Source organism: Streptomyces sp. NPDC003016, from assembly GCF_053591455.1.
The window spans coordinates 64207-77206 of the sequence record NZ_JBSFTV010000021.1; the positions used below are offsets into that span (position 1 = coordinate 64207).

Sequence of the window (13000 nt, forward strand, 5' to 3'; positions counted from 1 at the left end):
AATCCCCATTCTTGCTCGTCAGAGCAACTTTCTGCTTTCCTGACCGCCTCTCAGCAAGCCAGGTCAGGTGTCGCCCAACCCTGCAGCAGTCCCGATCGCCCTGGTGGGATAGCGCACCAGACGACGGTTCCACGGGGGACGAGCTGCCCCGGGCCCGCGTCGGCGCGGCACCGGCTACTGCTGTGACCGCGTGGGTCCGCCGGGCCGGTGGTCGCTTCGCTCTCCCTGAGAACGATCCATGATGGACGGCGTTGCCCCTACCGGCGTAGAGCGAGCGTTGATCGGGTTGCGGCGAGTGCGGAGGCCAGGGCGAGAGTGGCGAGGAGCAGGCTCATCTGTCCCCAGGGAATGCTGAGCTCGAAGTCGGGGATCTGGGTGGCCAGAGCCACGGTCGGGACGATGGCGATGAAGAGCCCGAGGAGAGTGGCGGTTCCCAGAAGCAGGGCGTACTGCCAGAGGATGATGTGGCGGCCCCAGGATGGCGGGATGCCCAGCGCGATGAGGCTGTCGATGTAGGTCTTCAACGCTCGGGTCTGGCCGCGGAGCGCGGTGAGAACAGTGGTGAGCGCAAGCAAGGCCAAGGCCGCGGCGGAGACATAGAGCGCTGTATCCGGGACCGGTGGTTCTGGCTCGACATAGATGTAGGCGGCGCGCGCGTCGATCGCGTGGTCCTGGAGAATCTGTTGCACGCGCGCGTCCTGGCCGTCGTCGGCGTCGGCGACCATGATCGGGCCCCGCACCGCGATGGGGAGGTCAAGGCGGCGGGCGGTGTCGACAAGAAGGATCCCGTCCGTGCCGGCACGCCAGCCCGTGCGTGCCAGTTCCAGTGGCTTGGAGGGCAGAGGAGGGCTTTGGCTGAGGATGCGGTCGTCCTCAGCCACCACAAGTCGGGTCGGCTGTCCTTCGGGGGGCGGGGGGTTTTCGCGGTCCGCCCAGACGAGGAGGCCGCCGCGGTTGAGCAGCGCACGCTGGTCGGTGGTAAGAGGGCGGCCGGTCAGGACGGGGACGTCGTCGGGTGAGTCGACGGCTAGGATGCCGCCGTCGTTGCCTTGGCGAGTTGTGCTGGGGACGGGGCCGGTTTCGTCCACGGACTCCTTCGAGAGGCGGTGGAGTTCCACCTGGGGAAGGCCCTCGAGAATTTTGCTCTCCTTGAGCACGGTGAGCATCCGCTCGGGTGGTGCGAAGGCGCTGCTGGCCCGGTGCGCCAGTAGTACCTGGCCGGGCAGGACCTCCGGTTGCACGGTGTTCTCACTGCTGCGGATCAGGGTGTCGAGAAGGGCGAGCATGCCCAAGCTGGCACCGATGATCACGGTAAGGACGGCGAGGGCGGCCTGTGCCCGCCGTCGGTCAGCCTGCAGTTGACGGCGGGCCAGCCTGCGGCGGGCGTCACGCTCGGTGAGTAGGCGGGTCGCGAGTCCGAAGAACTCCGGCAACGTCAGCACCACCGCGGCCGTGATCAGGGCGGTCAGGAACATGCCCTCGGACGGGGTGTCGAGGCGTGTCGCCGTGTAGACCATGCAGACGCACCAGACGCCCAGCGCGGCCAGTTGGCGGACATCGCGGACGACCGTCGCGGCACTCTTCTTGCGGAGGTTCTTCGCCTGCGGCTGGTGTGCCGCTGACGTGGTGGTGGGGTGATGCTGCTCGCTGCGGGTCCGACGGGCCAGGAGCAACCCCGCGCCGGTCAGCACTCCGGTTGCCGCGACCAGAGCGAGGAGCTGCGTAGCAGCGTCTGTCATTCCTTCGACATCTCCCACCGGCCGGTCTTGCAGGTATGCCAGGAGAGGTCGTAGGGCCCAGCCGGTGGCAACTCCGGCGGCGGCACCGGCGGTAGCTGCCGCCAGGCACCATGCCACGCAGGCGAAGGTCACGGCCGCTACCGTGGTGGCGGGTCGCAGCCCCAAGGAGACCATGGTCTCCGTGGTGCGCCGCAGGCGTCGGTCGACGAGCCCGAACATCAGCAGCACGGCGCCAATGGGGACCAGAACGGCGGGGATGGCATATCCGGCGGGGGACTTCTCGATCCAGTAATCGGCCGCTTTGGTCTCCAGCTGTGCCCGAAGGGTCGGCGGGCCGGGCAGAAATTCCGGTCCGCCCTTGGCCTCCTGTGAGCTGGAGCCATCGCTGTACGACGTGAGCGTCTTCGTCACCGCATCCATGACGGCTTGTTCCGGACCCCCGGTCCACAGCAGGTACGGCTGCGCGGCCAGGGAAGGGTAGCCCTCAGCGACTTCCGGGTCCAGACTGCTCCACGTGCCTGGCGCGGCGAGCAGGGCCGAGGTTTTCGCGTAGTGGTTGTCTGCGACGCCCACCACGCGCAGCCGAACGTCACCAAGCACGGTGAGCGTCTGGCCGGCCGCGGCTTTGACGTCCCCTGGGTCGGTCACAACGACCTCGCCAGGCTGTTGCGGCCAGCGCCCGGCCGTCAGCTCGTACACATCTGGGTACGGGTTGGGCTTCCACTGGCCCTCCAGCAGGGTCACGTTCCGTGCCGGAGTGACGGCGAGCTGCACGTCGAGCGCGGCGAGGAAGGCGGCGGACTCGTTCGCACCGGCCTGCTGCGCCGCCCCGGCCATGGCCGGGGCCGGCGTCTTACTGCCGGGGGGAAGCGTCATCTCAGCGTTCGCGAGAGCGTCGAACCGGCCCAAGTCGCGATCGGCTTCCTGAGCACCTGAGAGTGACAACGTCGACAACGCGATGAACATGGCCATCGTGAACAGACCCGCCACGAACACCGTTGAAGAGGCACCAATCCATTGGCCCTGGCGCCGGCCAAGCCGCCATGCCAGCCGTGCCGCGAGCCGTGGCTGCGGCAGGACCGATGTGCCCTTGTCGGCCTGCTTCGGCTGTCGCGCCATCAGCGGTGTTCCAGGCGGCCGTCGACGACCTCATAAACCGAGTCGGCGAACTCCCGGCAGCGGGGGTCATGGGAGCAGACCACTGCCAGCACCCCTTCGTCGCACAACTTCCGCAGCAGTGTGAACATCTCCCTCGTAGCGGCCGAATCCAGCGCTCCTGTCGGCTCGTCCGCCAGGAGCACGGCGCGGTCACCGGCCAGCGCGCGGGCAATACCCACCCGCTGCCGCTGGCCGCCGGACAGCTGACCTGGAAGTCGGTCCTCCAGCCCGGTCAGGCCCACGCGGGCCAATTGGGCGACAGCCTCTGCACGGGCAGCAGAGGACGTATCCCCGCGCGCCTCCAGCGGCAACGCAACGTTCTCGGCGGCGGTGAACTCCTCCACCAACTGGTGGTGCTGGAAGACGACTCCGACGGCATCCAATCGCAGCCGCGCGCGCTGGGCCTCATCCGCCGCACTGACGTCGACACCGGCGACCTGGATGTCACCGGTGTCGGCGACATCCAGGCCGGCCAGCAGGTTCAGCAGGGTCGACTTCCCGGAGCCGCTCGCCCCATATACGCAGACGAACTCGCCCGCGTTGGCGGCGAAGTTCACCTCCCGTGCGGCCCACACCGTTTCCACTGCCGATCGGTAGGCTTTACACAGGTCGCGCGCTTGGATCAGCGGTGCTCCGGTCATGTCGTCAGCCCTTCTGCTCTCTGAGCGGTTTAGCAGCCGTACCTGGTTCGCCACGAGCTGACCTCGTCGCTGTTCAGCGGCGAGACGTTGTTGTCATTGGCTTCCGGAGCCATGCCCTGTCTGTCGCCAGTGCCGTTGGCGGCGCCGTACATGCAGCCAGAGTGGGTGCCCGACTCGTTGGACCACGAGTCCATCGCGTTGTTGTTGTCGCCGCTCAGATTGACGAGTGTGCCGTTGCCGTGGGCCCGCTCGCCGATCATCCACTGGTAGTCGTTGTTGCCCCACATGCACATGTTGTCGTTGTTGCAGTCGCTTATCGCCGCGTTGGCCACGGGCGTGACCATCAGGGCGGAGCCGACGAGCATGACGGAAGCGATAGCCTTCTTGATCCTCACGTGCTCTCCTTTGCGTAATTCCCGACATTGCACGTACACAGGCACCTCGGGATCACGCCATCAGGCAAGCCGCGTTGCACAGCACGAACGCCTCGTCCGTACCGGCAGAAACTTCCCCCCCAGGTGCTTGCAAGATCGGATGCAATCACGTTGCGGAGCATTTCGACAACGCTCAGTTTCAGACAGCGCGAGGCAAAGGGACCGTAGCAACTACCCGCCCCTGCAAGGCTTCACCCCGTGGCCGCTCTTCGCCTGACCCTCGGAGCGGACCACCGGACGACCTGCCAGTAAACGCCGACGTGTGAAATGCCCCGGTTCACGCCTACGTAACACCAGCGACTTCAGGCCAATTCGGTGCGCGGTGTCGCATTACCGCCGACGGACTTGGTACGGCCTTTCAATTGCGCAAGCGAGGGATCGAATATCCGCCCCTTGGACGCTCAACGGTCGGCGTTCAGGCGGAGGCCGGAACCTTCAGCACGTGGCTGTGGGCCTGCTCGGTGACGGTCATGCCGACGGTGTAGGACAGCCACCTCCCGCGCTGTGTGAGCCCGGCGAGGAAGGTGTGGGTGCCGTCGGCGGAGGCACCCACGCCGGTACTCCTTCGGCAACTGCGCCGGGGCCAGCCGGGTGGCGGTGACGTGGGTGGTGGCCGTAGGTCCGCTTCCACGTGGGTGCGGCGTCCTCCTTCTCGGAGTGCGCGATCACCGGCACCCCGTCGAGACCCACGGCCCCTCGCCGCAGGCGGCGAGGGTGTCTATGAAACGGGAAACCGTCGGGTCCGAGGCGGCCCGAACACAGCCGGCTCGGCCCGCAGCATGCCGACATCCGCGAGGCAGTCCCCGCCCAAGGCCACAGCCAGGGCGACGTCAGGAGGACCTTGCCCGGGTCATGGACGGCCCGCGGCTTGCGCCACGGCATCAGCGCTGCGGATATCGCGGTGTCCAGGCGGGCCTTGCGGACGATCTCGACCAGCAGCACGCTCCCGGCCTGGGAGACCACCGCCCGGCCGCCGCCCTCGACGCGGACCCGCGGGCAGGACCCGATAATCTTCTTCACCTGGAGAGTGATACTTCCGTGCAGCTGACAGGACCCTAGACAAGTCCCATCGTTACAGGTCAGGAGCATCTCCGCTTATTCGATCAAGTCTCGGACAGCGTCCCCATGAAAGCGCGAGGCTAGCCTGAAGGCCATGCATCAGGATCGAAGGCGCGATCGACGACCAGCCCGCCACGTGGGACCGGTGCCAGCCCCGCATCAGGCTCCGGCCTCCATGGCCGAGAGAACTGATGTCGTACTCGTCGGCTACTTCTCCGGAAAGCAGAAGGGCTTCGCCGCGTTGATGGACACTGCGGCCCAACAGGCGGCGAAGCACGGTGCGCGCGTCGTGGGCCGTATCGTTCAACGCCGTGGTGTCTCGGACGGCGGGGCCAGGAAAATGGCCCTTCCCTATTCCTCGCGGACTCTCCTGAGCTATGGAAAGGTCCGTGAAGCAGCCGCGCTCTGTGACCGGACCAACGCCGATGCGGCGCTCTTCCTGACCTCTCTGACCGAGCGCCGGCGTCGTGTGCTGACGGGGATGCTCGGCTGCCCCGCTGTGAGCCTGGCCGATGTGCTGACAGTCGACTGAACCATCCTTCAGCCACGGGCCTCGAACAGTGACCCGTACGCCGGCGCTCGGTGGGGAGTTCGCCGGACAGGCGCACGGCCCTCGCGGGAGCATGCGTTCCGTCATGGAACCGCGCTCATACGAAGGCCGCAGGGATGAGTCTGCTGCACCACAGTGCCCGGCACGAGGCGTTCGACTTCACGTCGCACTTTCGGGAGGACCTCTACACGTGTCTGACTCAGCTCTGACTCAGCGCAGTGACACGCTGTTCGAGCTCTGCGACGCGATCCTCTGCGAGGACGGCCCGGTGACCTCGCCGGTCGATCTGATGCTGCTGGCCGAGCACCGGCGCGGGCACGGCGCGTTGTACGACGCGCTCAACCGGGGCCGCATCGACGTGGACAGGCTGCGCAAGGCACTGGCCATGCTGCCGCAGCCGAAGGCCGCCGAAGGCCGCCGAAGGCCGCCGAAGGCCGCCGACGGGCGCCTGGTCCTGGCCGTCGATGTCTCCGCGTGGCTGCGTCCCGACGCGCCGACCAGCCCGGACCACCTGTTCTGCCACGTCTACGGACGTTCGGGACGCTCCAACGACCAAGTTCATCCCCGGCTGGCCGACTCATTCGTCGCCGCGCTGGAGACGGGGCGCACCTCGTGGTGCCAGCTGCTCGACGTGGTCCGGCTCGGCCCCGACGACGATGTCGCCGAGGTCACCGGCGCCCAGGTCCGCCACGTTGTCACCGACCTGATCGACCAAGGCCAGTGGGAAGCCGGTGACGACGACATCCTGGTCGTCTTCGACGCCGGCTACGACACCCCGCGCATGGCCCATCTCCTCGGCGGCATCCCCATCGAGGTGCTCGGGCGGATGCGCTCGGACCGGGTGATGCGCCGTCCGGCGCCTTCCCGCAAGGAGCTCAGCCTGGCCAGCCCCCAGGGTGGCCGCTATCCCAAGCACGGCAAGGAGTTCCGCTTCGCCAAGCCCGATACCTGGGGCCAGCCCGACTCGGCGACCGTACAGGTCACCGACCGCTACGGCACCGCCCGGGCGATGGCCTGGGACCGTATCCACCCCAGGCTGACCACCCGCAGTGCGCGGATCGACCACGACGGCGAACTCCCCATCAGCGAGGGCACCCTGATCCGCCTCCAGGTGAACCATCTGCCCGGCGGAGGTGACCCGCTGCCGGTCTGGCTATGGTCTTCCAAGACCAACATGACCAGCGCGGACGTCGATCTGCGCTGGCAGGCGTTCCTCAGGCGCTTCGACCTTGAACATACTTTCCGTTTTACAGAACAGACGCTCGGCTGGACCCGTCCCAAGTTGCGTGCTCCCGAGTCCGCGGACCGTTGGACGTGGCTCGTGATCGCGGCGCACACCCAGCTCCGTCTCACCCGCGAGGCCGCTGCCGACCTCCGCCGTCCCTGGGGGAAACCGGCCGCCCCCCGGTTCACCCCGGCCCGCGTCCGCCGGGGGTTCAGGAACATCCGCCCCTACTTGCTCTGCCCGGCCCGTGCACCCAAACCTTCAACTCCAGTACCAGGCCGCCCACTTGACTCCAAGAATCGGCGGCCCGCCACCCGCTATGGCGTGGGCAAATCCACCAGACGCCCCGAGTCAATCGTTGAACGTAATCAAATCAAAGCTCGCAAACCATAAAAAACAAGCTGAGGACCTGACCCATATCTCGCCGTACCTGACCGAGCACATCAAACGGTTCGGCGAGTACAGCACGCACGGACTCGGCATCGAACCCGACGCGTACGACCCGAAACTCGACGTCGACTTCACCCTGCTGCGCGAAGGGGATCCGAACGTCGTCGGCCTGGACCGGGCCGCGTGATGCCGGGCGCGGCCACGAGCGGTGAGGCGGCGAGCAGCCCCGTGCGCGCGGGCCGGTGTCTGTGCCGCGCCGGATGCGCCCGCGGCGACGACGCGGGCGCCGAATCCTCAGGCGGGCTGGACGGTGATGGTGCAGAGGCGCTTGGTGGCCCGGGTCAGGGCTACGTACACGTCCCTTTCCCCACCGGGGCGAGCCGTGATGATTTCCTCGGGGTTCATGACGACGACCCCGTCGAATTCCAGACCGCGTGCTTCGGACGCCGGCACGATGCGTGCGTGGTGAGCGATGCCCTGGGCCGTCAGCTCGCTCACCCTGGTGTCCGCGCAGATCACTCCCAGAAGCTCGCCCGGGTGCGCGGTGCTCTGGGCGCGGAGTTCCTGAACGACGGCGGTGACCAACCCGTCCGGAGGTGTGGTCACGGTGCGAGGGCTCTCACCGCTTCGCAGTGACCGTGTGGGCTTCTGGTCCGGAGCGATCCGCGTGAGCAGGCCCCGGACGTTCTCCAGGATCTCCTGCGTGGTGCGGTAGCTGACGGTCAGGTTGTGCAGTGTGAACCGCGGTCCGACGTGGGGACTCAGTGCTTCCTTCCAGTCGCGTGCTGTCGCGACCGGGCCTGCCTGGGCGAAGTCACCCACCAGCGTCATCGCCCTTGCCGGGCAGCGGCGGACGATCATCCGCCACTGCATGGCGGTCAGTTCCTGCGCCTCGTCGACGACGACGTGCCCGTACGTCCGCTCGGGGGGGCCGACGACCAGGCTCGCCGCCTCGTCCAGCAACGGCACATCGGCATCGGTCCACGGGTCGTCCGGACCGCGCAGCAGAAGGGACCGCTCCTGCGCGGTCAGGCGGGGCAGGCGCTCGGCGAGAGCGCCGGCGTTCGTCAGGAGCGCCTTCACGAGGTCACCGGGTACCAGCCGCGGCCACACCACCTCGACCGCTCGGTCGACGCCGGCGTCGTCGAGGAGATCGGCTCGGATGGCGTCCAGGTCCAGCTCGTGGACCGGACCCGGGCCGGCCGCACCTTCGGCACGGCGCTGGGCGGCTCCCGTGAACCGGTCGAGGTCGATGCCCGTCATCCTTTCGGTATCGGTGTCGATCTGCTCCAGGAGGTCGCCCATGTCTCGTTGCATCCCGTCGGTGACGGCGTCGACCAAGAGCTCTTTGAACACCTGGCGCGCGGGGTTGTGCCCCGGTGCGGCTGCCACGGCGGCGTCGCGTGCCGCGGCGACTTCCTCGCCGGAGAGGTGAACCAGTTCCTGTCCGACCCGCACGGTGAAGTCACCGGCGGGGGCCTGGTGGACGCGCAGCAGGCCGGCCAAGGCGTCGGCGAGGTCGGAGCTGCCCTTGAGACGCGCCGTATCGAACGGGTCCACCGTGTCCGTGGACACTCCGGCCAGTTCCCGGCAGGTCGCCAGAACGACGTCGTTCTCTCCGAGCGAGGGAAGGACCTGGGAGATGTAGTCGAGGAACCGGGCGTTCGGGCCCACCACCAGGACACCCTCCTCCGCGGCGCGCGGGAACGCGTACAGGACATAGGCCGCCCGGTGCAGGGCGACCACCGTCTTGCCGGTGCCGGGCCCGCCCTGCACCACGGTCACCCCGCGGTGGGCGGAGCGGACGATCTCGTCCTGCTCGGCCTGCAGCGTCGCGACGGCCGCGTGCATCCTGCCCGTACGCCGTGCCGACAGAGCCTCGGTCAACGGGCCGTCCCCCACGACGTCCTCGTCGGTCGGGGCGGTCCCGTCCAGCAGTTCGTCGCTCACCGAGATGACCGTGCGCTCCTCGAGGCGCAGGTGCCGGCGCCGCCGCAGGCCCATCGGGTGGACCGGTGTCGCCTCGTAGAAGGGCCGCGCCGCGTTCGCGCGCCAGTCCACGAGCAGAGGCAGGTCATCCTCCTCCGTATGCAGTCCGATCCGCCCGATGCGCAGGGCCGTGCCATCCGTCCAGTCGATGCGCCCGAAGACCAGCCCTTTTTCGGCGCCCTCCAGCCGGCCGATTTCCTTGGCCAGACGCTCGGCGGCGATTTCTCTCTCGTATGCCTCACCGGCGCTTTCCGCCGGGGCCTTCAGCACACTCGCTCGGTGTACTCGCGCCTCGGAAAGCCGCTCGGTGAGCAACTCATATAAGGAGGACACATAATGCCGCTCCGATTCAACCGCACGCACAGCGGGATCATTAATTTTCGACAACAGGGGGCTCCTTCGATTCGAGCCACACCATACGGTCAAAGTTCCCTAAAGGTAAGTCTTGACTTACTTGGTAAGCCATGACCTTACGACTGAATCCATGACGGCTGGCCGTATGGCATATCATGCATTCCGCTGTTCCGTATATCGCTGATTTCGCTCCCGATGCCCGCCTGCCTTATGGGCGAGCCCGCCCTTGGACGCCGGCGATGTTTTGCCGCGCTCGGGAAAAGGGGGAAGATCCGGCGAGGCGACCGGCGCCGTCGAGCTCACTGCCAGGGGGCATCTGGTCGCTTCGTCTGGCGACCCGGCCGAGGAGACGAGCACAGAGGGGGTCAAGCCCTCGACCGGTCCACCACTGCCCGGCCCGTGCCGACGGCCCCATCTCAGGACCGCAGCACTACGCCGCCGTCGGTCGCGGCCGACCCGGAGAACGGATCGGGGAACTCTCACCCCGTTCGCCGCCGCGACGCCCGGCGGCAGGCCCGTCCGTGCCCGGACCGTCCGACCCGGCCCCGCCCAGCCGATCCGCCGATCTTCGGCCTCCGCGTCTTTGATGTCGTCAAAGGAAGACGACAGGCGCGGCGGGCGTCCAATGAACCCGGGCTTTCCGGGGTTGGCGGCGGCGCCGATCCCATCAGATCCGATGACGGCTGATGACAGGGTTTGCTGACACCTGGGGTCGAATGCGACCACCGACACGGGGAGCGGCATGGCCCACCCGGTCTACAAGCGGGTGTCGACCGACCAGCAGTCGACCGACCGCAGAACCTGGTGCTGGACGAGGCCGGGATCGAGGCTCCGGTTGTCTTCGAGGAGCAGGCCGGGACCTCCAGCCGCCTTCACCCGCTGGAGCGGCCGAAGTTCGGCGAGCTGCTCGCGTACGCGCGGCCGGGCGACGGCGTGCACATCTCCGAGATGTTCCGCCTGGTGCGTGGCACCGGGCCCCTCCTGGACGTGCTCGACGTCCTGCACCGCGACCGCCTCACCCTGCGCATCCACGACGGCGCGTTCTCCGCGATGGACCTCACCGCCCGCCACCCGCGCACCGGAGAGCTGCTGTCCACCGTGAAATCCATGGTGCAGACCCCCGCCGCCGCAGGCGAACTCCAGCGCGACCTTCAAGGGGAGCTGACGTACGACGGGCTGCGGGCCGCCGAGGCGAAGGGCAACAAGGGCGGCCGCCGCCCGGCTGTCCCGGCCGGGAAGACCGACGACGTGCGTGCCGCGTACCTGGAGGGCCGGTCCATCGCCGCCCTCTCCCGCGACCGGCGCGTCAGCCGCGGCGCCATCCGTACCGCCGTCGCGGATCTCCTGCCCGAGTACACGGCCGCTGCCCCGGGCCTCCCGGCTCCGGAACTGCCGGTCGTTCTCGACATGCCGGGCAAGGTCGCCGACTTCCTCCGCGTCGCCGGACTGGAGCCCGCCGAGCGCGCCGCACTCGACCAGGGCATCACCGTACGGCGCGGCCAGGGCTGCACCCTGCGCGTCACCGCCGTCACCGCCGTCTCCGCGATCCACCGGCGATTCCTCGACCTCTGCCAGGTCCCCGACGGCGCCGCGGCGCTCCCGGCCCAGCGCAAGGCCCGCCGCGCGTACGCGAACCGCGTCGACGCACTCCCGGCTGCCGGCCTGCGTTGAGCTGACCGACCACCACACCCGCCAAGATCAAGAACTGGTGGCTTCTGGGCTTACCTCGGTGCTGCCCCATTCCTCGGGCTCACCCGGCGTCCCCTGAGCCGATGTGGGCGAGCACCGCAGCGGCGCCGTCCTCTGCGGCGATGCGGTGGGCGAGTTCGGCCGCGCGGCGGCGGTGGGCCGGCTCGGACAGGCAGGCCGTGATCGCGGCGCCGAGGGCTTCGGCGGTGAGGCCCTGGAACGGCAGAGGCCGGGGGGCGACTCCCAGCCGGTGCAGCCGAGACGCCCAGAACGGCTGGTCGGCCATGACGGGTACTGGCAGGGCGGGTACCCCGGCCCGCAGTCCGGCTGCGGTGGTACCCGCCCCGGCGTGGTGGACGACGGCGGCGGTACGCGGGAACAGCCAGTCGTGCGGGACGTCGCCGATGGCCAGGACGTCGGCGCCGCAGGCGCTCAGTTCGGCCCACCCCGCCTGCACCACCGCGCGTACGCCTGCCCGATCCACCGCCGCGGCCACCAGCTCACTGAGCCGTTCCCCCTGCCCCGGTGCCATGCTGCCGAACCCGATGAACACCGGGGGCGGACCGGCCTGGAGGAAGTCGGCAAGCTCGGCCGGGGGCTGCCAGCGGTGCGGCCGCGCGGGCCACCAGTAACCCGTCACTTCGACCCGGGACGGCCAGTCTTCAGGGCGCGGCACCACCAGCGGGCTGAAGCCGTGGAAGACCGGCCGGGTGTCCCCCGGTGCCGATGGCGCACCGGCGGGCAGCCCGAGGCGGGCGCGCAGCCGGGTCACGGTGCCTGCGAAGAGCCCTTCCGCCCGCCTCTCCACTGCCCGGCCTGCGGCGAGGTTGCCCTCCGGCCCCAGGACGTCGGCGTCCCGTGCGCCGGGCAGCGGGAACTGTCTGGTGGCGAATGCCGGTACGAGGTAGGTGCCGATGACGGGGACGCCGAACGCCTCGCCGGCCGTCCGGCTGAGCGGTGCCGGGCCGAAGGCGGTCAGCACCAGGTCGGTTCCACCCGCCACCGCCTCCGCCACCCCGTCGGCGAGCCCGTCCGCGTACGCCCTTGTCAGCGCCCGGGACTCCTCCCGCGACGCCGCCCGGGACCAGGCCCGGAGCAGCCCTTGCGGGTCTCCCGGCACAGGCCGGTAGTCGAGACCGCACCCGCCGACGAGTGCGGCGAGAGACGGGTGAGCGGCCACGGCGACCTGATGGCCCGCGTCCGACAGGCGCCGCCCCAGGCCTGTGAAGGGCGCGACATCACCCCGTGAGCCGGCGGTGATGATCAGAATCCGCATGCAGCGATCCTCCTCGCGAATGCCACCCGGTCGCCGTCGCCGGCCAAGGGGAACCCTCAGCGCACCTATCTGCTGCAACCCCGGGCGTACGTGTTGTCGTTACTCAGGAACATCGAACACCGCCACGTCGGTGTTCTGCTCAAAGCCGCGTACATCCGCTGTCCGAAACTCGTGAACAGAGCCAGGGTGTGGGCAGGTGTGTCCGACTCGGCCACGAGGACACTGGACAGGTCGAGCCGTTCAGACAGCCGGCCGCGGCTCTGGAGGAAGTGGGGAAGGGCGAAGGCCGCGGTGCAGGGTGCCGTCGGCGGCAGGCGAGGCCGAGCAGGAGGCGATGCCGACCGCCTCGGCCTCCAGCGATCGGGTTGCCCCGTCCGCGCCCCCGAAGTCCGGAGCGGGGCCGGCGTCTTCCACGCAGGCGTGGAACTTGTGGGCCGGCGGAGGGCCGCGGCGCTGTTCGGCGAAGGCGGAGTGGAGCGCGATGTAACGGGAGAGC

8 protein-coding genes and 2 pseudogenes are annotated in these 13000 nt (G+C 69.0%); 4 read left to right on the forward strand and 6 right to left on the reverse strand.

Annotated features, from left to right (window positions below):
- Positions 1-257 precede the first annotated feature (257 nt).
- The 4 genes and pseudogenes from ACWDZ4_RS19645 to ACWDZ4_RS19660 form a co-directional block, all read right to left on the reverse strand.
- A complete protein-coding gene (locus ACWDZ4_RS19645; RefSeq protein WP_451509657.1) occupies positions 258-2858 on the reverse strand; it encodes a hypothetical protein in 2601 nt (866 codons plus the stop codon).
- Positions 2858-3538: an ABC transporter ATP-binding protein gene (locus ACWDZ4_RS19650; RefSeq protein WP_451509658.1), complete on the reverse strand. Its 681-nt coding sequence runs from the start codon at positions 3536-3538 to the stop codon at positions 2858-2860. Before ACWDZ4_RS19650 ends, ACWDZ4_RS19645 begins: the two co-directional genes overlap by 1 nt.
- Positions 3539-3567: 29 nt before the next feature.
- Entirely contained in the window at positions 3568-3933 is a 366-nt protein-coding gene (locus ACWDZ4_RS19655) for a peptidase inhibitor family I36 protein (RefSeq protein ID WP_451509659.1), read from the reverse strand.
- Positions 3934-4390: 457 nt separating this feature from the next.
- Positions 4391-4992, reverse strand: a pseudogene (locus ACWDZ4_RS19660) (transposase); the annotation flags it as partial.
- Positions 4993-5206: 214 nt separating this feature from the next.
- Between ACWDZ4_RS19660 and ACWDZ4_RS19665 the strand changes: the two are divergent.
- The 3 genes and pseudogenes from ACWDZ4_RS19665 (at position 5207) to ACWDZ4_RS19675 (ending at position 7383) form a co-directional block, all read left to right on the forward strand.
- The gene (locus ACWDZ4_RS19665) at positions 5207-5563 is read left to right on the forward strand and encodes a hypothetical protein (RefSeq protein ID WP_451509660.1); all 357 of its coding nucleotides are present in this window, start codon (positions 5207-5209) and stop codon (positions 5561-5563) included.
- A 134-nt stretch (positions 5564-5697) separates the two neighbouring features.
- A pseudogene (locus ACWDZ4_RS19670) lies at positions 5698-7199 on the forward strand (NF041680 family putative transposase).
- On the forward strand, positions 7165-7383 hold the full coding sequence (locus ACWDZ4_RS19675) for a hypothetical protein (protein ID WP_451509661.1): 219 nt from the start codon (positions 7165-7167) through the stop codon (positions 7381-7383). The pseudogene ACWDZ4_RS19670 and the gene ACWDZ4_RS19675 overlap by 35 nt, the downstream one beginning before the upstream one ends.
- Positions 7384-7490: 107 nt before the next feature.
- On the opposite strand, the gene ACWDZ4_RS19680 is transcribed toward ACWDZ4_RS19675, so the two are convergent.
- Entirely contained in the window at positions 7491-9518 is a 2028-nt protein-coding gene (locus ACWDZ4_RS19680; RefSeq protein ID WP_451509722.1) for a HelD family protein, read from the reverse strand.
- 825 nt (positions 9519-10343) lie between these two features.
- Between ACWDZ4_RS19680 and ACWDZ4_RS19685 the strand changes: the two genes are divergently transcribed.
- Complete coding sequence (locus ACWDZ4_RS19685) at positions 10344-11210, forward strand: recombinase family protein (RefSeq protein WP_451509662.1); 867 nt, start codon at positions 10344-10346, stop codon at positions 11208-11210.
- Between the two features lie 79 nt (positions 11211-11289).
- On the opposite strand, the gene ACWDZ4_RS19690 is transcribed toward ACWDZ4_RS19685, so the two are convergent.
- Positions 11290-12504, reverse strand: a complete 1215-nt coding sequence (locus tag ACWDZ4_RS19690; protein WP_451509663.1) for a glycosyltransferase — start codon at positions 12502-12504, stop codon at positions 11290-11292.
- Positions 12505-13000: the final 496 nt, after the last annotated feature.